We start from the raw sequence: 21,406 nt of genomic DNA on the forward strand, positions 1-21,406 counted from the left end.
AATAAGCTTCACCTTTCAAAGGGCAAGTCTCGGAAAATAAGACAACTTTCAGGTGAATTTCTCCTTCACACATCGCGCGGAGATGATAGTTTTTGCACGCGGAACGTGTGGAGAACCCAAGGATGCGCGCTCTACTGGTTGAGGACGATCTGGCCGTCTCTCGCGGCATCGTCGCCTTGCTGAAAGCGGCCGCCATGGTCGTCGACGCGGTCGACACCGGCGAGGAGGCCCTCGAACTGGCGCGGCTCTATGATTACGACGTCGTCGTCCTCGACCTGGTCCTGCCGGACATGGAGGGCTACGAGGTGGTGCGCCGGCTGCGCGCCGCGCGGGTCGAGACGCCGGTGCTGATCCTCTCCGGCCTCAACCGGCCGCAGGCGAAGGTGAAGGCCTTCAGCATGGGCGCCGACGACTTCATCACCAAGCCCTTCGACCGCGAGGAGCTGGTCGCCCGCATCCAGGCGGTGGTGCGCCGGACCAAGGGCTTTTCGCAGCCGAGCCTGACCGCCGGCCCGCTGGTGCTGAACCTCAACTCGCGCGAGGTGACGGTGAACGGCCAGGAGATCCACCTGACCGGCAAGGAATACGCCATCCTCGAGCTGCTGACGCTCCGCAAGGGCGTGGTGATGACCAAGGAAGGCTTCCTCAACCACCTGTATGGCGGCATGGACGAGCCGGAGGTGAAGATCATCGACGTCTTCATCTGCAAGCTGCGCAAGAAGCTGGCCCAGGCCGGCGCGGACAACCTGATCGGCACGGTCTGGGGCCGCGGCTACGTGCTGCGCGAGCCGAGCGCGGCGACGGCCCGAATGGACATGGCGCCGGCGGTGGAGACGACGACAACGGCGGCCGCCGCCTGAGCCGGGTCGGAGCCGCAAGACTGCCCCGCCCAAGGCCGGGCGCGCCGGGCCTGTCCGCGTCGGCGGCCCACCCTGCCCCATCCGCCACGGCGCCGGCGCGATCGCCGCCAATCCCATCGCTGCCATGGATGATCGACCCGCCCCGCCTGGCGCCCTGGCCGCGGCGAATGCGCGCCGCCGGGCCGGCATGTCCTGACGCGATACGCCCATCGCGCCGCGGCGCGGCTTATCCCGCCAGCGCCACCGCCTCCGCCCGCCGGTACACGCCGCGCTCGCCCGGCACCGCCACCAGCCGCCCGGTCAGGCCGAGGACCGTCTCCGCCCCGCCGAGATAGAGGACGCCATCCGGGGCGAGCTGCGCCGCCATCGCCTCGAGCACCCGGGTCTTGGTCGGGGCATCGAAGTAGATCAGCACGTTGCGGCAGAAGATCACGTCGAACCGGCCGAGCGGCCGCAGGTCGGAGAGCAGGTTCCAGCGTTCGAAGCGGGCCATGCCGCGGAGTTCCGGCGCCACCTGCCACCGCCCCTCCTCCTGGCGGAAATGCCGGACGAGCAGCCGCGCCGGCAGGCCACGCTGCACCTCGAATTGCGAGAAGAGCCCCTGCCGGGCGCGCGCCACCACCTCCTGCGCGATATCGGTGCCGAGGATCTCGGCGCGGACGCCGCCCGGCAGCGGCGCCAGCTCGGCCAGGATCATCGCGATGGAATAGGCCTCCTGCCCCGTCGAGCAGGCGGCCGACCAGATCCGCAAGGGTGCCCCGGCGCCGCGGGCGGCCGCCAGCCCCGGCAGGATGCGCCGCAGATGCTCGAAGGGCTTGCCGTCGCGGAAGAAGGAGCTCTCGTTGGTGGTCAGGGCCTCGGTCACCGCCTCGGCGAGGCGGTGCCCGCCGGGCCCCTTCAGCCGCTCAACCAGCGCCTCCAGCCCCGCCAGCCCCTCGCGCCTGAGGATGGGGCCGAGGCGCGTCTCCAGCATGTAGCCCTGCTCGGCGGTGAGGACGAGGCCGGAGCGGCCCTTCACCAGCTCGGCGACGAAGGCGAAGCTGCGCGGGTTCATGCCGCGCATCCCGCGCGCGCCGCGCCGAGGGCGAGGAGTTGCGCCGCCAGCCCGGCCGGCGGCAGCAGCCGCTGCGCGAGCCCGGCGCGGGCCACCGCGCCCGGCATCCCCCAGACCACCGAGCTCGCCTCGTCCTGCGCCAGCACCAGGCCGCCGGCCTCGGCCACAGCTTGGCAGCCGAGCAGCCCGTCCTGTCCCATGCCGGTGAGGATCACCGCCAGCACCGCCCCGCCGCAGGCGGCGGCCAGGCTGCGCAGCATCGGATCGACCGCCGGCCGGCAGAAATGCTCGGGCGGCGCGTCGGACAGCCGGGCGACAAGCCCGCCGCCGCGGCTCTCGGCCAACAGGTGCCGGTCGCCGGGCGCGAGGTAGAGGCGGCCCGGCCGCAGCGCCTCGCCATCCCGCGCCTCGGCGCAGGGCAGGTGCCCGAGCCGGTCCAGATGATCGGCCAGCATGGTGGTGAAGCGGGCCGGCATGTGCTGCGTCACCAGCACCGGCACCGGCGGCGGCCGGCTGAGCCCCTGCAGCAGCGCCGTCAGCGCCGCCGGCCCGCCGGTCGAGCTGCCGATGCCGATGGCACGCATCCCGCGGCGCAGCGCCGCCGGCTCGATCGAGGGCGGCGCCGCGGCCGGCCGGGCGGCGCGGCCCATGCGCGCCCATCCCCGCACCTTGGCCAGCAACTCGGCGCGGAAGGCGGGATCGGCGAGGCCGCCCCCGGCCGCGGCCGGTTTCGGGATGTAGTCGACGGCGCCGGCGCGAAGCGCGGCCATCGCCGCCGCGGCGCCGCGCTGCGTCAGGGCGCTGGCGACGATCACCGCCGGACGCGGCGCCTGCCGCAGCAGCAGCGGCAGGGCGGTCATGCCGTCCATCACCGGCATCTCGAGGTCGAGCAGCACGATCTGCGGCCGCGCCGCGGCCGGCAGGCGGGCGAGGGCCGAGACCGCCTCGGCGCCGTTCGCCGCCCTGAGGGTGACGCGGATCGCCGGATCGGTCTCGAGCAGCCGGGCCAAGGCGTTGCGCACCGTCGCGCTGTCGTCGCACAGCATGACCGAGATGGCGGACGGGCTGGGATCGGTCACGCGGCGAGGTCCGGCAGCAGCCCGGCCTGGACCAGCTTGTCCTGCAGCAGCACCGCGTCGAAGGGCTTCATGATGTATTCCTGGGCCCCGGCCTCGAGCGCCTCCATGATGCGCTCCATCGCCGCCTCCGTCGTGCAGAGCACCACCACCGGCCGGTCCGGCCCGAATTCGGCGCGGGCGGCGCGCAGGAAGCCGATGCCGTCCAGGACCGGCATGTTCCAGTCGAGCAGCACCGCGCGCGGCATCGCCGCGCGGCAGGCCGCCAGTGCCTGGGCGCCGTCCTCCGCCTCGCTCACCTGGAAGCCGAGCGTCTCGGGGATGCGCCGCGCCGCCTTCCGCACCACCCGGCTGTCATCGACCACCAGGATGGTGCCCTCCGCCCCCGCCATGGTCACGCGCCGATCGCCAGGACCTGCTCGACATCGAGCAGGATCAGCAGCTTCTCGCCCAGCCGGTGCACGCCGCGCGCCACGCCCTGCCAGAGCGGATCGAGCGTCGGCGGGTTGGGCGCCCGATCCCGCGCCGGCAGCGGCAGGACCTCGCCCACCGAATCGGCCAGCAGCGAGTAGAGCTCGTCCTCGCGCTCGACCACCACGCTCATCGCGGTGCCCTCCTCCCGCGGAGGCAGGCCCAGCCGGCGGCGGAGATCGATCGCCGTCACGATGCGGCCGCGCAGGTTGAGACTGCCCGCCACCTCGGGCGGCGCGAGCGGGATGCGGGTGATGGCCTGGCTGCCCAGCACGTCGCGCACGGCCAGCACGGGCACGCCGCAGAGCTGCCCGGCGACGACGAGGGTGAGGAAGGCCTCGTCCGCCGCGGCGGGGCCACGCCCCGGGCGCGCGGCGGCGAGGCCCCCGGCGACGGCGGCCATGTCCTGGTGCATCACGCCCTCCTCCTTCGCTCAGGCCAGGACCGGTGCCGCGAGGCATTGGGCGAGGCTCTCAAGCAGCGCCGCACGGTCGAATTTCGCCACGTAGTCGGTGAAGCCGGCGCTGCGGCCGCGCTCGATATCCTCGGGCGCGCCGCGGCTGGTCAGGGCGATCAGCGGCAGGTCGCGCCAGGGACCCTCTTGCCGCAGGGCGCGAGCGAAGGCGAAGCCGTCCATGCCCGGCATGGTGATGTCCGACAGGATGGCGTCGAAGCCCTGGCCGCCGTCGCGCAGCCGCAGCGCCTCCGCCGCATCGGGCACCGCGGTCACGGCATAGCCGGCGGCGCTGAGCGCCGGGACGACCAGGTTGCGGAAGAAGGCGCTGTCCTCGACGAGCAGCACGCGCCGGCCGCTGCCGGTCCTGGCCGCGCCGCCGAACCAGTCCTCGCCCGCCTCGCGCAGCCACCAGGCGGTGTCGAGCAGCTCCGTCACCCGCCCGGCGACGACCGCGCTGCCGAGATAGCCTGGCCGCTCGCCGGCGGGATCGATGGTCAGCCGCGCCTCGACGACGTCGAGGATCTCGTCGACCATGACGCCCATCGAGCGCTCGCCATCGCCGAAGACGAGCACCGGCTGCCGCGGCGGCGCGAGCGCCGGGTCCCAATGGCCGGAAAGCGGCAGCAGCGGCATCAGCCGGCCGCGATACTGCACCAGCGGGCGGCCGCCGACCTGCTCGATGCGCCCCGCCTCGACATCCTCGAGCCGCGCGACGAGGCCGAGCGGCACCGCCTTCGGCGTGGCGTCCCCCGCCCGGAAGAGCAGCAGCGCCGTGCCCGCCTCGGAGGTCGCCCCGGCCTGCGGCACCGCCTCGCGCTCGGCCTCCGCCTCGGCGGCATCGGCGCCGAGGCCGGTCGCCCGGGCGATCCCGTTCGGGTCGAGGATCATGATGACGCTGCCGTCGCCGAGGATGGTGTTGCCGCCGAACATCGTCACATGGCGCAGGATCGGCGCCACGGGCTTCACCACGATCTCCTCGGTATCGAAGACGCGGTCGACGATGATGCCGAGCACATGCGCGCCGACCTGGGTGACGACGACGAAGCCGCTGCCCGCCCCGGCCGCCGGCCGCAGCCGCAGCAGCCCCGCCAGGTCGACGAGCGGCAGCAGCCGGTCGCGCAGCCGCAGCACCGGCGCGTCCTTGATGTGCTCGATCTGCGCCGCGCCCTCGCTGCCCACCCGGACGAGCTCGACCACGCCGATCTGCGGGATGGCGAAGCGCTCGCCCCCCGCCTCGACGATCAGCGCCGAGACGATGGCGAGCGTCAGCGGAATCTTGATGACGAAGCTGGTACCGCGGCCCTCGCGCGAGCGGATGTCGATGGTGCCGCCGATCCGCTCCATGTTGGTCTTGACGACGTCCATGCCGACGCCGCGGCCGGAGACGGCGGTCACCGCGGCGGCGGTCGAGAAGCCCGGCCGGAAGATGAAGCGGTGGATCTCGCGCTCCGACATGCCGGCGAGCTCGGCTTCGGTGGCCAGGCCTTGCGCCAGCACCTTCTGCCGGATGCGCTCGGCATTCAGCCCGCGACCGTCATCGCCGATCTCGATGACGATGTGCCCGCCCTCGTGCCGCGCATCGAGCGTGATGCGGCCGGTCTCCGGCTTGCCAGCCAGCAGCCGCTCCTCCGGCCGTTCCAGCCCGTGGTCGCCGGAGTTGCGGACCATGTGCGTCAGCGGATCCTTGATCAGCTCGAGCACCTGCCGGTCGAGCTCGGTCTCGGCGCCGCGCATCTCAAGCGCGATCTTCTTGCCGAGCTCGAGGCCGAGGTCGCGGACCAGGCGCGGCAGCTTCGCCCAGGCATGTCCGATCGGCTGCATGCGCGTCTTCATCACCCCTTCCTGCAGATCGGTGGTGATGTGCGAGAGGCGCTGCAGCGGCACGGCGAAGGCGCTGTCCTCGCGAGCGCGGGCGAGCTGCAGGAGCTGGTTGCGCGTCAGCACCAGCTCCGAGACCAGCATCATCAGATCCTCGAGCACCTCGACCGAGACGCGGATCGTCTGCGGCGGCGAGGCGCCGCCGGGCGCGGCCGGCACCGGGTCCGGCTCGGGCGCGGCGGCCGGGGACGGCGCCGATGGGGGCGCCAGGGCGGCGGGTGGCGCCTGTCCCTCGGCCTCGGCATCGAGGCGGGCGATCAGCGGCGCATCCTCGCCGGCCGGCTCCTGCCCCGTCGCCTCGAGCCCCGCGACGATGCCGCGGATGGCGTCGAGCGCCGCGAGGATCAGCGAGATGCCCCCCTGCGTCACCGGCAGCGTGCCGTCGCGGTAGCGGCCGAGGACGTTCTCCGCCGCATGCGCCACCCGCTCCAGCCGCGTCAGGCCGAGGAAGCCGCAGGTGCCCTTGATGGTATGGACGATCCGGAAAACCTCGGAGAGCGTCGCGGCACCCTGCGGTGCGCGTTCCAGCCGCACCAGGGCGGCATCCAGGGCGAGCAGCCCCTCATTCGTCTCGGTCAGGAAGTCGGCGAGCAGGTCGTCCATTCTCATCCCTCGCTGGCGCGCCGCGACGGCGCCGGGCGAGCCGACAGACTGGGCGATGCGGGCGAAGATTTCGTAAAGCGGATAGGGGAACGCGTGCCGCCGATCGGAGGGGCTTGCCCGATCCGGCGATCACGCTCAGCCGCCCGGCGGCTCCAGCCGCAGCGCCGGCAGCCCCGTCGCCACGCTGGGCCCGAAGGCGACCTGCCAGCCGCGCTCGGCCGCCTGCCCCAGCAGCAGCGGCGCCAGGATGCCGCGCGGCCCCTCGGTGGCCGTCGCGCCAGCGAAGAGTGCGCGCAGCCCGGCGGGCCAGGCGGCGTCGCGGCCGGCCGGGCTGACCACCAGCCCATCCTCGGCCGAGCCGCCGAGCAGCACGGTGCCGCCGCGCGGCAGCGCCTCCGCCCCGAGTAGCGCCGCGTTCAACGCCAGCGGCACCAGCGGCGCCGGCAGGGTCGTGCCCGGCGCCAGCGCGGCCAGGTGGAAGGCGACGCGCCCGGCGCTCGGCGCCCCGGCGAGGAGGGCGGCGATCTCCTCGGCGCCGAGCTCGGAGGCAACCCCGCCCCAGGCGGCGGCGAAGAGGCAAAGCCGCTGGCGCAGGCCGATGGCCGTCTCGCGCGCCAGGCCGAGCAGATCGGTATCGCCCTCGCCCACCAGGTCGAGCGTGCCGGCGAGGGTGCCGACGGCGCCACCGAGATCGTGGCAGAGACGGGCGGCCAGCGCCTCGGCAAGCTGGGTTTCCGCAACCATGGAACGCTTCCTGTCCTGTCGCGGGAGCGCCGTCTGCCCCCGCGCGACCCGTGCGACGGGGCCGACCATCCGCCCGGCCGGGGGCGTCCTTCGCTGGCGCGACCCTGCCGGCCATGAGCAACCGCAAATCGGTCCGGGCGGCTCCATATCCCGCCAAACGTGTCTAGATTGCCGGAACTTGGCGGGACCTGTCATCATTTATGAACCAGGAGGGGAAGTGCCCAGCATCATCGAACCGGGCATGCGCGTGCGCCATCCGGACCGCCCCGATTGGGGCGAGGGGCAGGTCCAGTCCGTCATCGGCAACCGGATCACCGTTAATTTCGAGCATGCCGGCAAGCTGCTGATCAATGCCGCGCTGGTCGAGCTGGAGGTGGTGGAGGAGGGCTGACCGCCGGCCGGGGCACGGGTGCAGGCCATCGGGCGCGAGCTACCGGGCGCGAGCTATCGGGCGCAGGGCAGCCCCGCGCCGGGCGCGGCGGGCCGGGGGCTTGCGGTCCGCCGGGGGCGCGGCCCAAATGCCTGGCAATGAACCGAAACCCTCTGCACGGGGAATGCTGTCCATGATCGATCCGTTCGGCCGACGGATCTCCTACCTGCGCGTTTCCGTCACCGACCGGTGCGACCTTCGCTGCGTCTACTGCATGGCGGAGGACATGACCTTCCTGCCGAAGCGGGAGGTGCTGACGCTCGAGGAGCTGGACCGGCTGTGCGGCGCCTTCATCGGGCTCGGGGTGGAGAAGATCCGGCTGACCGGTGGCGAGCCGCTGGTCCGCAAGAACGTGCTGTCGCTGTTCCGGAGCCTCGGCGCCCGGATCGGCGCCGGCGGGCTGCGGGAGCTGACGGTCACCACCAACGGCACCCAGCTCGGCCAGATGGCCGAGCCGCTCTACGCGGCCGGGGTGCGGCGGATCAATGTCTCGCTCGACACGCTCGATCCGGGCCTGTTCCACGCGGTCACCCGCTGGGGCGCGCTGGAGAAGGTGCTGGACGGGATCTTCGCCGCCAAGGCGGCCGGCCTCGCCGTGAAGATCAACGCCGTTGCCCTCAAGGGGGTGAACGAGGGCGAGTATGACCGCATGCTGGCCTGGTGCGGCGAGCACGGCTTCGATCTCTGCCTGATCGAGACCATGCCGATGGGCGACATCACCGGCGACCGCACCGACCAGTACCTGCCGCTCTCCCTGGTGCGCTCCCGCCTGCGCGAGCATTGGACGCTGGAGGAGACCGACTACCGCACCGGCGGCCCGGCCCGCTACTACGCGGTGAAGGAGACCGGCACCCGCATCGGCTTCATCACGCCGATGACTCATAATTTCTGCGAAAGCTGCAACCGGGTGCGGCTGACCTGCACCGGGACGCTGTACATGTGCCTCGGCCAGGAGGATTCGGCCGATTTCCGCGCCCTGCTCCGCGACCCCTCGGTGGACGACGCCCAGCTGCAGGCCGCCATCGCCGCGGCGATCGCGCGGAAGCCGAAGGGACATGACTTCATCATCGACCGGCGGCATAACCGACCTTCGGTCGGCCGGCACATGAGTGTGACCGGCGGCTGATCCGGCCGGGGCGGCAATCCCGGCGCCCCATGCCGAGGTGCACCGCCCATGGCCCTGCTGCAGGAACTCGCATCGCGGCTCGCCATCCCCGGCCTGCCGGGCTGGACCGGGCTGCTCGCCCTGCTCCTGCTGCTGCTGGCCGGCCTCGCCTATCTGCTGATGCCCTTCAGCGTCTTCGGCCTCAAGGGCCGGCTGGATTCGCTCGAGGCGCAGCTCGACGAGATCCAGGCCGAGATCCGCAGTCTCTCCCTGCAGCTCTCCGGGGCGCCGCGGCGGGCCGTCGCCGATGACTGGGTGGAGCTGCCGCGGCGCAACCGGGCGGAGGAGGAGCCGCCCCGGGTCACTCCCCCCGTGCCGCCGCCCGCCGCCTGGCCGGAGCCCTCGCGCGGCGGCCGGGCCGAGCCGCGGCTGGACTGGCCGGGCGACCGTCGCCGCTGACGGGGACGGCGCTGACCGGGAGCGGCGCGACCAGGCGGCACGGCCTCGCTTGCCCCCGGCGCCCCGCCGGGGCTTGATGCCGGCACCGGCAAGGGGGGTCGCATGCGCGTCAGCGTCATCCAGATGAACCAGGGCAGCGACAAGGCGGCCAATCTCGATCAGGCGCGCCGGCTGGTCGCGGCGGCGGTCGAGGCGGACCGGCCGGGCCTCGTCACCCTGCCGGAGACCTGGACCAATCTCGGCGGCGGGCGGGACAGCCGCCGGGCCGCGGCGGAGGTGCTGCCGCCCGAAGGCTCCGCCGCGCCGGGCGGGCCGGCCTACGAGTTGCTGCGCGGCCTCGCGCGCGAGCACGGCATCCATGTCCATGGCGGCTCGATGATCGAGGATGGCGGCGAGAGGCTGTTCAACACCACGGTCGTCTTCGACCCCTCCGGCCGCGAGATCGCGCGCTACCGCAAGATCCACCTCTTCGACATCACCGGGCCGGACGGCACCGGCTATCGCGAGAGCGCCCTCTACGGCGCCGGCGACCGGCTGGTGACCTTCGAGGCCGGCGGCATCACCTTCGGCTGCACCATCTGCTACGACATCCGCTTCGCCGAGGAATACCTGGCGCTGCGCCGGCTCGGCGCGGAGGCGATCTTCGTGCCCTCCAACTTCACCCTGCAGACCGGCAAGGACCACTGGGAGGTGCTGATGCGCGCCCGGGCGATCGAGAGCCAGTGCTGGATCCTCGCCGCCGCCTCCACCGGCCAGTACGAGGAGCGCGGCGCCATGCGATCGGTCTACGGGCATTCGCTGGTGGCCGACCCCTGGGGCCATGTGGTCGCCAAGGCCTCGGACGGGATCGGCTGGGCGACGGCGCGGATCAACCCGGCGGTCACCGCCCGCGTCCGACGCGACATGCCGGTCCTTGAGCATCGCGTAGCGCGACCGATCGCGCTGTGAGCGCCGCGTGAGCGACGTCCCGGTCCCCCTCCCCTTCCCGCAGCCCGTCGCCCGGCGGACCGAGGATGTCCGCGGCCGCATTGCCTTCCACGCCGCCGCCACCGATGTGGCGCGCGCCGCCCGGGCGCGGCTCGTCGCCCGCTATGGCGAGGTGCCGCCGGAGCAGGCGGCGGCCATCGTCGCGCTCGGCGGCGACGGCGGCATGCTGGAGACGCAGCATCGCTGGCTCGGCCACAACATCCCGGTCTACGGGATGAATTGCGGCAGCGTCGGCTTCCTGATGAACGAGTTCCGCGAGGAGCGGCTGGAGGAGCGGCTGGCCGAGGCGCAGGCGGCGGTGCTGCACCCGCTGCGCATGCGGGCGAGCACCGAGATCGGCGGCACCGCCGAGGCGCTGGCGATCAACGAGGTCTCGCTGCTGCGCGAGACCCGCCAGGCCGCCAAGGTGCGCATCCTGGTCGATGGCAAGGTGCGGCTGCCGGAGCTGATCTGCGACGGCGTCCTGGTGGCGACGCCGGCCGGCAGCACCGCCTACAACCTCTCGGCGCATGGGCCGATCGTGCCGCTCGGCGCCAATCTGATGCCGCTGACGCCGATCTCCGCCTTCCGGCCGCGGCGCTGGCGCGGCGCGCTGCTGCCGGGCGAGGCGGCGGTGGTGTTCGAGATCCTCGAGGCGGAGAAGCGCCCGGTCGCGGCGGTCGCCGACTATACCGAGGTGCGGGACGTCCGCCGCGTCGAGGTGCGGGAGGATCGCAGCGTCGCGCTGACCCTGCTCTTCGATCCCGATCACGGGCTGAGCGAGCGGATCATCGCCGAGCAGTTCACCGTATAGAGCAACGCGCCGCAGCCCTGGACGCCGATGCCCGCCCTGCCGAGCCGCCCTCCCACCGGTCCCGACGCCAGGCTCGACACCAGAACAGCGACCAGCTGGACCTGCCGCCCGTGACGCCGGCGAGCGACCTCCGCCTCGTCCTCGGTATCGCCATCGGCCAGACCATCGGCTGGGGCACGCTCTTCTCCGTCTTCCCGCTCTTCGGCGCGCCGATGGAGGCCGAGCTCGGCTGGTCGCGGGCCGAGATCAATGCCGGGCTGACCCTCGCCCTGCTGGTCTCGGGCATCGCCGCCATCCCGGTCGGCCGGCATGTCGACCGGCATGGCGGCCGTGGCCTGCTCGCCGCCGGCGCCTGGCTGGGCGCCGCGCTGCTGGCGCTGTGGTCGGCGACGGACAGCCTGGCGCTCTACTGGCTGCTCTGGGCGGCGATGGGCCTCGCCCAGGCGGCGGCGCTCTGGGGCCCGGCCATGGCGGTCGTCGTCAATGCGGCGCGCGACGCCAATCGCAGCATCGCCGGCATCACCTTCATCACCGGCTTTACCGGCACCGTCTTCGTCCCGCTCGGCGCGGCGCTGATCGCGGCGCTCGGCTGGCGCGGCGCGCTGCTCGGCCTCGCCGGGCTGCAGCTCATCCCCGGCCTGCTGGCGCTCTGGCTGCTGCCGCCGCCGCAGCCGCGCGACCCGGCACGCCCGGCGGCGCCCTTCCGGCTTGGCGCCGTGGTGCGCGGCCCCGCCTTCCTCGGCCTCGCCGCCTGCTTCGCGGCGCATGCCTTCATCGCCACCGGCCTCGGCGCGCATGCCATCCCGCTGCTGCGCGAGCGCGCGCTGCCGGAGGCGAGCGTGCTGCTGGTCGTCGCGCTGCACGGTCCCTTCCAGGTCGCCGCCCGGCTGGCGCTGTTCGGCCTCGGCCGGCGGGTGACCATGCGCGGCGTCGGCACCCTGGCGACGCTGCTGGCGCCGCTCGGCATGCTCATCCTCGCGCTGGCCCCGCCGGAGCTGGCCTGGCTGGCGCTCTACGCCCTGGCCTGGGCGGTGGCGGACGGGCTGATGACCATCGTGCGCGCTGCGGGCGTGGCGGAGATCCTCGGCCGCGAGGGCTATGGCGCCATCACCGGCGCCCTCAGCGTGGCGACCGTGCTGCCGCGCACCGCGGCGCCCCTGCTGCTCGCCCTGATCTGGGAGGGCGCCGGGAGCTATGCGCCGGTCCCCTGGCTCTTCGCCGCCCTGGCGCTGCTCGCCGCCGCCGCCTTCACCGTCGCGGCACGGCGCGGCTGAACCCTCAGCGGTCGCGCGACGGCGTGCGGACATTGCCCCCGAGGCTGCCGCCGACATAGGGGCCGCTCGACCCCTCGCCGGCGACGCAGGCGGCAAGGGTTAGGAGCAGCATGCAGGCGAGAACGGGGGCGAGGATGCGGGTCATGCGGCGTCGTTCAGGTGGCAGGCGGAGCGATGGCCCGGCGCGACCTCGCGCAGCGCCGGCCGCTCGATCCGGCAGCGCTCGAAGGCATGCGGGCAGCGCGGGTGGAAGTGGCAACCGGGGGGCGGGTTGAGCGGCGAGGGAATCTCGCCCTTCACGCCGGAGAAGGCGCGCTTGCGCGCCTCGATCCGCGGCACCTCGGCCAGCAGGGCGCGCGTATAGGGGTGGTTGGGCCGCTGGAAGACCTCCTCGGCCGGCGCCTCCTCGACGACCCGTCCGAGATACATGATCACCACCCGGTCCGAGAGATGCTCGACCACGCCGAGATCGTGGCTGATGAACAGGTAGGTCAGGTCGAGCTCGCGCCGGAGCTTCATGAAGAGGTTGAGGATCTGCGCCTGGATCGAGACGTCGAGCGCCGCCACGGCCTCGTCGCAGATCAGGAAGTCCGGCTGCACCGCGAGCGCCCGGGCGATGCCGATGCGCTGCCGTTGGCCGCCGGAGAACTGGTGCGGGTAGCGCCGCTTCAGCGTGGGGTCGAGCCCGGCGCGGCGCAGCTGCTCGTCCACATAGGCATCCAGCCCGCCGCGCCGGACCAGGCCGTGATATTGCGGCGCCTCTCCCACGATCTCTGCCACCTTGAGCCGCGGGTTGAGCGAGGCGTAGGGATCCTGGAAGATCATCTGGGTGCGCAGCTTCGCCTGCCGCGCCTCCGCCCCCGAGAGGCCATGCAGGTCGCGCCCCCACCAGAGCACGCTGCCCGCGCTCGGCGGCAGGATGCCGGCGACCATGCGGCCGAGGGTCGACTTGCCGCAGCCGCTCTCGCCGACCAGCCCCACCACCTCGCCCTTGCGGATGCTGAGATCGACCCCGTCCACGGCATGGACGACCTCCTCCCGCACCGGCAGGCCGAGCCGCCGCGCCAGCTTCGCCGCGAAGTCGAGGCTGGTGGCGAAGCGGCGGGAGACGCCGCGCAGCTCGATGATCGGCGGCGCCTCCTGCAGGGCAGGAGGCGGCGGCGCCAGGGTCTCGCTCATGCCGCCACCGCCTCCTGGTAGGGGTGGATGCAGCGGGCGAAGCGGCCGGGCCGGTATTCCGCGAAGGGCGGCGGCTCGGCGCAGCGTGCCTCGGCGCGCGGGCAGCGGGCGCGGAAGGCGCAGCCGGCGGGGAGGTTCAGCAGCGAGGGCGTCATGCCGGGGATCTGCCGCAGCGGCTCGCCGCGATGGTTGCGGCTCGGCACGCTGCCGATCAGCCCGACCGTGTAGGGATGCAGCGGCGCGTCCAGCACGTCGACGACCGGCCCCTGCTCCACCACCTTCCCGGCATACATCACCGCGATGTCGTCGGCGAGGCCGGCGACGACCGAGAGATCATGGGTGATCCAGATCAGCGCCGTGCCGCTCTCGGCGCAGAGCTTCTGCGCCTCGGCCAGGATCTGCCCCTGGATCGTCACGTCGAGGGCGGTGGTCGGCTCGTCCGCCACGATGAGGTCGGGCTTGTGCAGCAGGGCGATGGCGATGGCGACGCGCTGGCGCATGCCGCCCGAGAACTGGTGCGGATAGGCGTGCAGCCGTTCCTCCGGGCTCGGGATGCCGACCTGGCCGAGCGCGTCGCGGGCGCGCTGCCGCGCCTCCTCGCGGCTGACCTTCGCATGCGCCAGCACCGTCTCGATCATCTGGGTGTCGATGCGCAGGACCGGGTTCAGCGTCATCATCGGGTCCTGGAAGATCATGGCGATGCGGTTGCCGCGCAGCCGGCGCATCGCTGCCTCCGAGAGCGTCGCGAGATCCTGCCCCTTGAACAGGATGCTGCCGCCGGTGACGCGGCCGGGCGGATCGACCAGGCCGAGGATGGAGAAGCCGGTGACCGACTTGCCCGATCCGCTCTCGCCGACCAGCCCGAGCACCTTGCCGCTCTCGACCGTGAAGGAAACGTCGTCCACCGCCCGGACCACGCCGGCGCGGGTGAAGAAATGCGTCTTCAGGTTCCGCACCTGCAGGGTCGGCGGGCTCATTTCTTCAGCCTCGGATTCAGCACGTCGCGGAGCTGGTCGCCGACGAGGTTGATGGAGACGATGGTGACCAGCAGCGCGATTCCCGGATAGAAGCTGATCCAGTACTTGCCCGAGAGCATGTATTCATAGCCATTGGCGATGAGCAGGCCGAGCGAGGGTTCCGTGATCGGCACGCCGAGGCCGAGGAAGGAGAGCGTCGCCTCCAGCGCGATGGCGCGGGCGACCTGCATGGTGCCGACGACGATGAGCGGTGGCAGGCAGTTCGGCAGCAGGTGGCGGAAGATGATGCGCCGCGTCGGCAGGGCGAGGCATTGCGCCGCCTCGATGTACTCCCGCCGCCGCTCGACCAGTGCCGTGCCGCGGACGGTGCGGGCGTAATAGGCCCATTCGACCACGACGAGGGCGATGACGACGTTGAGGATGCCCTTGCCGAGAAAGGCGAGGATCATCAGCGCCGCGAGGATCGCCGGAAAGGAGAGCTGCAGGTCGACGAGCCGCATGATCAGCCCGTCGGTCCGGCCGCCGGCATAGGCGGCGAGCATGCCGAGCGAGGCGCCGACGAGGCAGGCGAGGATCGCCGAGCCGGCGCCGACGCTGAGCGAGATGCGCAGCCCGTAGAGGATGCCCGAGAGCATGTCCCGGCCCTGGTCGTCGGTGCCGAGCCAGTAGATGAAGGTATCGGCGCCGTTGCGCGAGCCTGGCTCGAGCCGCCCGTCCATGATGTCGAGCTGGGCGAGATCGTAGGGATTCTGCGGCGCGATCCAGGGGGCGAGAAGGGCGGCGGCGACGATGAGCAGGAAGAGGCCGAGGCCGAAGAGCGCGAGGCGGCTCTCGGCGAATTCCGAGATGAAGCGCCGCAGCGGCGTCTCGACCGCGGCGGCCTGCGGGCGCGCGAGGGGCGAGCCGGCGGCGGTGCTGCTCATGACTTGCCCTCCAGCCGGACGCGCGGATCGAGCAGCGAATAGGTGATGTCCACCACGAGGTTGATGGTGATGAACATCAGCACGATGATCATCAGGTAGGCGACCATCACCGGCCGGTCGAGCACGTTGATGCTGTCGATGATCAGCTTGCCCATGCCCGGCCAGGCGAAGACGCTCTCGGTGACGACCGAGAAGGCGATGGTGCCGCCGAATTCCAGCCCGACCACCGTCACCACGGGGATCAGGATGTTCTTGAAGACGTGGACGAAGGTGATCCGCGCCGGCGAGAGCCCCTTGGCGCGGGCGAATTTCACGTAGTCCATCAGCATCGTCTCCCGCACCCCGGCGCGGGTCAGGCGGATGACGAGGCTGGTCTTGAAGAGGCTGAGATTGACCGTCGGCATGACCATATGCGCCAGCCCGTCGCGCGTCAGGAAGCTCCAGCGCATGCCGAGCACGGTCACCGTCTCCCCCCGCCCGGTGCTCGGCAGCCAGCCGAGCTGCACAGCGAAGACCATGATGAGCATCAGCCCGACCCAGAAGGTGGGCAGCGAGAAGCCGAGGATGCTGCCGGCGAGGATGCCCTTGGAGACGGGCGAATGCGGCCGCAACCCGGCATAGAGGCCGAGCGGCAGGCCGATCACCAGCGCCACCAGCGTCGCCCCAACCGCCAGCTCCAGCGTCGCCGGCATGCGGTCCAGGATCAGCCGCAGCGCCGGCTCGTTGAAGACGAAGCTGAGGCCGAGATCGCCCTGCAGCGCCCGGCCGAGGAAGACGAGGTATTGCTGCCAGAGCGGCAGGTCGAGACCGAGAGCCTGGATGGCCCGCTCGCGCTCGATCTGGTCAGCCTCGGGGCTGATCAGGATCTCGACCGGGTCGCCGATGGCGTAGACGCCGAGGAAGACCAGCAGCGACATCACCAGCACCACCGCGGCCGCCTGAAGCAGCCGGCGCAGCAGGAAGACGGTCATCGCGTGGCCCCCGCCGGGCGGATGTCCTGCGCCCGCGTCAGCTCATCGGCCCGCGGGCCATGCGCCAACCCCTTGCGCATGGCCCAGACATTCTTCTGGATGTGCAGCGGCAGGATGCCGACATCCTCGAAGGCGACCCGCGTCGCCGCCTGCAGCAGCGCCTCCCGCTTCGCGTCGTCGAGCTCCTGCATCGCCTCGCCGAGCAGGCGGTCGACCTCGGGATTTGAATAGCGGCCACGGTTGGAGGCGCCGTAGCCCTTCTCCCGGTCCGGCGTCGCGGTGAGGTTGCGGAGCGGGTTGGACCCCTCCCCCGAGCTGCTGCCCCAGCCCTGCAGGAAGATCGAGAATTCCTGCTTCCCGGCGCGGGCGATGAAGGTGGTCCAGGGCTGCGCCTCGACCGCCGTGCGCACCCCGGCCCGGCTCCACATCTGGCCGATCGCCTGGATGATGCGGGCATCGTTCGGGTAGCGGTCGTTCGGCCCGTGCAGGGTGATGCGGAAGCCCTGCGGGAAGCCGGCCTCCGCCAGCAGCCGCTTCGCACCCTCCGGGTCGTAGGGGGTCGGCGCGAGGTCGGAGACGTAGGAGAAGCTGCCTTCCGGCAGGAACTGCCCGGCCGGGATCGCCGCCCCCTCCATCACCCGCTCGACGATGGCGCCGCGGTCGATCGCCATCGACAGGGCGCGCCGCACCCGCACATCCTGCAGCGGGTTGCGCGGCAGCGGCTTGCCCTCATTGTCGGCGACGAAGGGCGAGGCCTCGCGCCGCGCATGGTCGAGCGCGAGATAGATCAGGCGCAGGCCGGTGATCTCCGACAGCGCCACCCGGGCATCGCCGCGCAGCTTCGCCAGGTCGCTGGTCGGCACCTGGTCGATGAAGGCGACGTCGCCGGCGAGCAGCGCCGCGGTGCGCGCCGCGTCGTTGGTGATCATGCGGTAGGTCACCCGCTGCCAGGCGGGCGGCGTGCCGAAGTATCCCTCGTTGCGCTCGAAGAGGATGCGGTCGCCATTGCGGTGGCTCACCATACGGAAGGGGCCGGTGCCGACCGCCATCGGCCCGGCATTGAAGCCTTCCGTCGTCGCCTTCGCATGCGTCTCGGCATCGAGGATCATGACGCTGACGAGGTCGGTCGGCATCAGCGGATAGGGCGCGGCGGTCTTCAGCCGCAGCGTATGGGCATCGACGACCTGCACCTCGCGGATCGGCCGCGTGTAGATCGCGTAGGAGGAGGGGGAGTTCGGCACGTTCGGGACGCGCTGGAAGGTGAAGGCGACGTCCTCTGCGGTGAAGTCGCTGCCGTTGTGGAAGCGGACGCCGGGGCGCAGCCTGAACTCCCAGGTCGTCGCATCCACCGCGCGCCAGCTCTCCGCGAGATCCGGGACGATGCGGGCATGCCCGTCGGTCGCGGTCAGCCCGCTGAAGATCATCTGCGCGACCGCGGTATTGGGCGAGAGCTGGTGGTAATGCGGGTCGAGCGAAGTGACCGGCGCGCCAACCGCCATGGTCAGCTCCTGCGCCCGGGCCGGCATGCCGGGCAGCAGCATCCATGCGAGTACGGCGCCGCTCAGCGCCGCGCGAAAGCATCCGCCCATATCGCCCCCCGGAACCCAGCACCGGCGATGCTAGCAGCCTTCCCTCGGCGGCCGAAAGACGCAGCGCCATGGCCGCCCGCTGCGGGCGGCGCCGGTCCAGACGCCCCTGCCCGATTTCGCGCCAGCCATCGCCCGCGCTGCCACGGACATGGCCGTTGGCCGGTCCCCAAGCGGCCGCTAGGCTCGGGCCAGCCGAGGAGAACCCCATGCGCCGCCGACCCATGCTGCCCACCGCGATCGCCCTCCTGCTCGGGGCGGCCGCTCCCGCTGCCGCGCAGCAGGAAGGGCGGGTGCTGAACATCGGCATCGGCGGCGCGGTCACCTCGGTGGATCCGCATTTCTACAACGCCTCGCCGAACAATAGCCTGTCGATGCACATCTTCGACCGGCTGGTGGAGCGCGACGCCAGGGCGCAGCCCTATCCGGGGCTCGCCGAGAGCTGGCGCGTCCTCTCTGACACGGTCTGGGAGTTCAGGCTCCGCCCCGGCGTCAAATGGCATGACGGCCGCGACTTCACCGCCGAGGACGTCGCCTTCACCATTCAGCGCACCCCGAACGTGCCGGGCAGCCCGGGCGGCTTCGGCGGCTTCGTCCGCGCCATCGAGCGGGTGGAGGTGGTGGACCCGCTGACCCTCCGCTTCCACACCGCCAGGCCGCATCCGCTGCTGCCGACCGAGCTCGCCTCGGTCGCCATCATCGCCAAGCATGCGGCCGAGGGCGCCTCGACGGAGGATTTCAACAGCGGCAAGGCGGCGATCGGCACCGGCCCCTACCGCATGCTGGCCTACCGCCCCGGCGACCGCACCGAGCTCGCCCGCAACGAGGCCTATTTCCGCGGCCCGGAGCCCTGGGAGCGGGTGAACTACCGCTTCATCGGCAATGACGGCGCCCGCAGCGCGGCGCTGCTCGCCGGCGATGTCGACCTGATCGACCAGGTGCCCTCGACCGATCTCGCCCGGCTGAAGCGGGAGAGCCGGATCACCGTCTCCGAGATCCAGGGGCTGCGGATGATCTACCTCGTCATGGACCGCTCGCGGCAGGGCGACGTGCCCTTCGTCAGCGACAATGACGGCAAGCCGCTGCCCGGCAATCCGTTCAACGACCTCCGCATCCGCCGCGCCCTTTCCATGGCGATCAACCGCGAGGCCCTGGCGCAGCGCATCATGGAGGGGACGGCGCAGCCGACCGGGCAATGGCTGCCGGAGGGCACCTTCGGCTACAATCCGGAGGTGAGGCCGCCCGCCTATGATCCGGACGGCGCGAGGAAGCTCCTGGCCGAGGCCGGCTTCCCGCAGGGCTTCCGCATGACCCTGCACAGCCCGAACGACCGCTATCCGAACGACGCCAAGACCGCGCAGGCGGTGGCGCAGATGTTCAGCCGTATCGGCCTGCGCACCGAGGTGGAGGCGGTGCCCTGGGCCAGCTTCTCGCTGCGCTCCAACCGGCAGGACTACGCCATCCGCCTGGCCGGCTGGGGCAGCGTCACCGGCGAGGCGAGCTACGCGCTCGTCAACATCCTCGGCACCTTCGACCGCGAGAAACGGACCGGGGCGAGCAATTCGGGCCGCTACGCGAATCCCGAGCTGGATGCGCTGACCGCGCGCGCCGCCTCGACCATCGACGACAAGACCCGGGAGGGGCTGCTGCGCCAGGCGGTGAAGATGGCGACGGACGATGTCGCCATCATCCCACTCTTCCAGCTGGTGAACAGCTGGGCACTGCGGAAAGGCCTCGCCTACGATGCGCGGATGGACGAGCGCACCCTGGCGATGTCGACGCGGCCAGCGAAGTAACGGGCGAAGTGACGGGCGGCGGGCTTTTGCCCGCCCTCACTCCTCCGGATCGGCCGGCGCCACGGGGAGGATCGAGGTCTCCTTCACCGTGGCGATGGTGAGCAGCGTCTCGATGCGCTGCACGCCGGGCAGGACGCGCAGCTGCTCGTTCAGGAAACGGTCGAGCGCTGCGAGATCGGGCAGGCGCAGCTTCAGCAGATAGGTCCAGCTCCCGCTGACGGCATGACATTCCAGCACCGCCTCCTGCTGCTGGATGGCCTCGCGGAAGCCGGCATCCTCGGCGCCGGGCGCGACGGCAGCCAGGACATGCGCCAGCAGCGGGCAGCCGGCCTGGGCGGGATCGAGATCGGCCCGCCAGCCGCGGATCACGCCGCGCTCCTCCAGCCGCTTCACCCGCTCGGCGGTCGCCGAGACTGACAGGCCAGCGACCTTGGCAAGCTCGGCCAGCCCGGCGCTGCCATCGAGTTGCAGGGCAACGGTCAGGTTCCGGTCGATCTCGTCCATGACGGGAGCTTAATCGCCCCGGCACGAGTTGTGAACGTAAGGATTTTGGTGCGACCAGGGCAGGACGCTGCCTGCCCCGGTCCACCGTTATACGTAGTGCTCGGCCAGGGGACGGAAGCCGTTGAAGGCCTGGCTGGCATAGGTCGTCACATAGGCGCCGGTCGAGAGCAGTTCGATCCGGTCACCGCTCTCGAGCGCCAGCGGCAGCCGGTAATTCGACTTCTCGTAGAGCGTGTCGGTGCTGTCGCAGGTCGGCCCGGCGATGGTCACCGGCCCGTCCGCGTCGCCGTCATGCGGCGTGCGGAAGGCGTATTTGATCGCCTCGCCCTCGGTCTCGGCCAGGCCGCCGAAGCGGCCGATATCAAGATAGACCCAGCGCACCGGGTCGTTCTCGGCCTTGCGGGAGACCAGCACCACCTCGGAGGAGACGACGCCGGCATCGCCGACGATGAAGCGGCCCGGCTCGATCACCATCTCCGGCAGCGCATTGCCGAAGGCCTGCACCATGGCGCCCATGATGGCGTCCCCGATCTCGTCGATCGCCGGCACCTCGGAGCGATAGCGCACCGGATAGCCGCCGCCGAGATTGACCATGCGCAGGTTCACCCCGGCCTCGCGCAGATCGGTGAAGAGCATGCCGACGCGAGCAATCGCCGCCTCATAGGCGCCGGTGCGGGTCTGCTGGCTGCCGACATGGAAGGAGATGCCGTAGGGGTCGAGGCCGAGCTCGCCCGCCTGCACCATCAGCGCCTTCGCCATCTCGACCTCGCAGCCGAATTTCCGGCTGAGCGGCCATTCCGCCCCGTCATTGCCGACCAGGATGCGGCAATAGACGCGCGCGCCTGGGGCGCTGCGCGCGAGCTTGCGCAACTCCGGCTCGGAATCGAAGGCGTACATGCGCACCCCGGCCGCATGGGCGGCGCAGATGGCGCTCTCCTTCTTCACCGTGTTGCCGAAGGAGATCGCCTCCGGCCGCGCCCCGGCGGCCAGGCAGGCCTCGACCTCCTCGAGGCTGGCGGCGTCGAAGGAGGAGCCGAGCCCCGCCAGCCGCGCCAGCACCGGCGCCGCCGGATTGGCCTTCACGGCGTAGTAGATGCGGGCCAGCGGCATCGCCGCCATCAACCGGCGATAGTTCTCTTCCACGCGGTCCACGTCGAGGACGAGACACGGGGTAGCAGGCGCGATGTCGCGCAGGTAGCGGGCGACCTTCGGGGTCATGCCACACCCTCCAGAGACGGAAAGGACCGCCCCCCGACCGGGTATGGCGGCCCCAAGTTGA

Annotated in this window: 22 protein-coding genes; 8 read left to right on the forward strand and 14 right to left on the reverse strand. The window is 71.9% G+C overall.

Going from position 1 to position 21,406, the window contains the following annotated elements; all coding sequences use genetic code 11:
• Nucleotides 1-122 precede the first annotated feature (122 nt).
• A complete protein-coding gene (gene ctrA, locus HJG45_RS02235) occupies nt 123-860 on the forward strand; it encodes a response regulator transcription factor CtrA (RefSeq protein ID WP_171610430.1) in 738 nt (245 codons plus the stop codon).
• Between the two features lie 226 nt (nt 861-1,086).
• On the opposite strand, the gene HJG45_RS02240 is transcribed toward ctrA, so the two are convergent.
• The 6 genes from HJG45_RS02240 to HJG45_RS02265 form a co-directional block, all read right to left on the reverse strand.
• Nucleotides 1,087-1,914: a protein-glutamate O-methyltransferase CheR gene (locus HJG45_RS02240; RefSeq protein ID WP_171610431.1), complete on the reverse strand. Its 828-nt coding sequence runs from the start codon at nt 1,912-1,914 to the stop codon at nt 1,087-1,089.
• Nucleotides 1,911-2,993, reverse strand: coding sequence for a chemotaxis-specific protein-glutamate methyltransferase CheB (gene cheB / locus HJG45_RS02245; protein WP_408902005.1), 1,083 nt, complete (start codon nt 2,991-2,993; stop codon nt 1,911-1,913). The genes HJG45_RS02240 and cheB overlap by 4 nt, the downstream gene beginning before the upstream one ends.
• The gene (locus tag HJG45_RS02250; RefSeq protein ID WP_171610432.1) at nt 2,990-3,382 is read right to left on the reverse strand and encodes a response regulator; all 393 of its coding nucleotides are present in this window, start codon (nt 3,380-3,382) and stop codon (nt 2,990-2,992) included. Before HJG45_RS02250 ends, cheB begins: the two co-directional genes overlap by 4 nt.
• Before the next feature lie 2 nt (nt 3,383-3,384).
• Nucleotides 3,385-3,876 (reverse strand): chemotaxis protein CheW, encoded by a 492-nt coding sequence (locus tag HJG45_RS02255; RefSeq protein WP_254452225.1) that lies wholly within the window; start codon nt 3,874-3,876, stop codon nt 3,385-3,387.
• A gap of 18 nt (nt 3,877-3,894) precedes the next feature.
• The gene (locus tag HJG45_RS02260) at nt 3,895-6,399 is read right to left on the reverse strand and encodes a chemotaxis protein CheW (RefSeq protein WP_171610433.1); all 2,505 of its coding nucleotides are present in this window, start codon (nt 6,397-6,399) and stop codon (nt 3,895-3,897) included.
• Between the two features lie 135 nt (nt 6,400-6,534).
• A complete protein-coding gene (locus HJG45_RS02265; RefSeq protein WP_171610434.1) occupies nt 6,535-7,143 on the reverse strand; it encodes a histidine phosphotransferase family protein in 609 nt (202 codons plus the stop codon).
• A 241-nt stretch (nt 7,144-7,384) separates the two neighbouring features.
• On the opposite strand from HJG45_RS02265, the gene HJG45_RS02270 reads away from it, so the two are divergent.
• The 6 genes from HJG45_RS02270 to HJG45_RS02295 all read left to right on the forward strand — a co-directional run bounded on the left by HJG45_RS02270 (nt 7,385) and on the right by HJG45_RS02295 (nt 12,191).
• Nucleotides 7,385-7,534, forward strand: a complete 150-nt coding sequence (locus tag HJG45_RS02270) for a DUF3553 domain-containing protein (protein ID WP_174890375.1) — start codon at nt 7,385-7,387, stop codon at nt 7,532-7,534.
• A 172-nt stretch (nt 7,535-7,706) separates the two neighbouring features.
• Nucleotides 7,707-8,699 (forward strand): GTP 3',8-cyclase MoaA, encoded by a 993-nt coding sequence (gene moaA / locus HJG45_RS02275; protein ID WP_171610436.1) that lies wholly within the window; start codon nt 7,707-7,709, stop codon nt 8,697-8,699.
• Nucleotides 8,700-8,747: 48 nt separating this feature from the next.
• Entirely contained in the window at nt 8,748-9,137 is a 390-nt protein-coding gene (locus HJG45_RS02280; RefSeq protein ID WP_171610437.1) for a hypothetical protein, read from the forward strand.
• Between the two features lie 102 nt (nt 9,138-9,239).
• Nucleotides 9,240-10,085: a carbon-nitrogen hydrolase family protein gene (locus tag HJG45_RS02285; protein ID WP_171610438.1), complete on the forward strand. Its 846-nt coding sequence runs from the start codon at nt 9,240-9,242 to the stop codon at nt 10,083-10,085.
• Nucleotides 10,086-10,164: 79 nt separating this feature from the next.
• Nucleotides 10,165-10,917: an NAD kinase gene (locus HJG45_RS02290; RefSeq protein WP_368040502.1), complete on the forward strand. Its 753-nt coding sequence runs from the start codon at nt 10,165-10,167 to the stop codon at nt 10,915-10,917.
• Between the two features lie 110 nt (nt 10,918-11,027).
• The gene (locus HJG45_RS02295; protein ID WP_171610440.1) at nt 11,028-12,191 is read left to right on the forward strand and encodes an MFS transporter; all 1,164 of its coding nucleotides are present in this window, start codon (nt 11,028-11,030) and stop codon (nt 12,189-12,191) included.
• Nucleotides 12,192-12,195: 4 nt separating this feature from the next.
• Here the strand turns inward: HJG45_RS02295 and HJG45_RS02300 are convergent, their stop codons facing one another.
• Genes HJG45_RS02300 through HJG45_RS02325 form a run of 6 tightly spaced genes read right to left on the reverse strand, consistent with a single transcriptional unit; the run spans nt 12,196 to nt 17,782 of the window.
• Nucleotides 12,196-12,336: a hypothetical protein gene (locus HJG45_RS02300; RefSeq protein ID WP_171610441.1), complete on the reverse strand. Its 141-nt coding sequence runs from the start codon at nt 12,334-12,336 to the stop codon at nt 12,196-12,198.
• Nucleotides 12,333-13,370 carry an ABC transporter ATP-binding protein gene (locus HJG45_RS02305; protein WP_171610442.1) on the reverse strand — a complete coding sequence of 346 codons (1,038 nt, stop codon included), beginning with the start codon at nt 13,368-13,370 and terminating at the stop codon, nt 12,333-12,335. The genes HJG45_RS02300 and HJG45_RS02305 overlap by 4 nt, the downstream gene beginning before the upstream one ends.
• Nucleotides 13,367-14,347, reverse strand: a complete 981-nt coding sequence (locus HJG45_RS02310) for an ABC transporter ATP-binding protein (protein ID WP_171610443.1) — start codon at nt 14,345-14,347, stop codon at nt 13,367-13,369. Before HJG45_RS02310 ends, HJG45_RS02305 begins: the two co-directional genes overlap by 4 nt.
• On the reverse strand, nt 14,344-15,270 hold the full coding sequence (locus tag HJG45_RS02315) for an ABC transporter permease (protein WP_171610444.1): 927 nt from the start codon (nt 15,268-15,270) through the stop codon (nt 14,344-14,346). Before HJG45_RS02315 ends, HJG45_RS02310 begins: the two co-directional genes overlap by 4 nt.
• Complete coding sequence (locus tag HJG45_RS02320; protein ID WP_171610445.1) at nt 15,267-16,241, reverse strand: ABC transporter permease; 975 nt, start codon at nt 16,239-16,241, stop codon at nt 15,267-15,269. The genes HJG45_RS02315 and HJG45_RS02320 overlap by 4 nt, the downstream gene beginning before the upstream one ends.
• A complete protein-coding gene (locus HJG45_RS02325) occupies nt 16,238-17,782 on the reverse strand; it encodes an ABC transporter substrate-binding protein (RefSeq protein WP_254452262.1) in 1,545 nt (514 codons plus the stop codon). The genes HJG45_RS02320 and HJG45_RS02325 overlap by 4 nt, the downstream gene beginning before the upstream one ends.
• 254 nt (nt 17,783-18,036) lie before the next feature.
• Between HJG45_RS02325 and HJG45_RS02330 the strand changes: the two genes are divergently transcribed.
• On the forward strand, nt 18,037-19,623 hold the full coding sequence (locus HJG45_RS02330) for an ABC transporter substrate-binding protein (protein WP_171610447.1): 1,587 nt from the start codon (nt 18,037-18,039) through the stop codon (nt 19,621-19,623).
• A gap of 36 nt (nt 19,624-19,659) precedes the next feature.
• On the opposite strand, the gene HJG45_RS02335 is transcribed toward HJG45_RS02330, so the two are convergent.
• Nucleotides 19,660-20,127 (reverse strand): Lrp/AsnC family transcriptional regulator, encoded by a 468-nt coding sequence (locus HJG45_RS02335; RefSeq protein WP_171610448.1) that lies wholly within the window; start codon nt 20,125-20,127, stop codon nt 19,660-19,662.
• A gap of 87 nt (nt 20,128-20,214) precedes the next feature.
• Nucleotides 20,215-21,345, reverse strand: a complete 1,131-nt coding sequence (locus HJG45_RS02340; RefSeq protein WP_171610449.1) for a type III PLP-dependent enzyme — start codon at nt 21,343-21,345, stop codon at nt 20,215-20,217.
• Between the last annotated feature and the right edge of the window lie 61 nt (nt 21,346-21,406).

The organism is Roseicella sp. DB1501 (assembly GCF_013112485.1).
GTDB lineage: Bacteria > Pseudomonadota > Alphaproteobacteria > Acetobacterales > Acetobacteraceae > Paracraurococcus.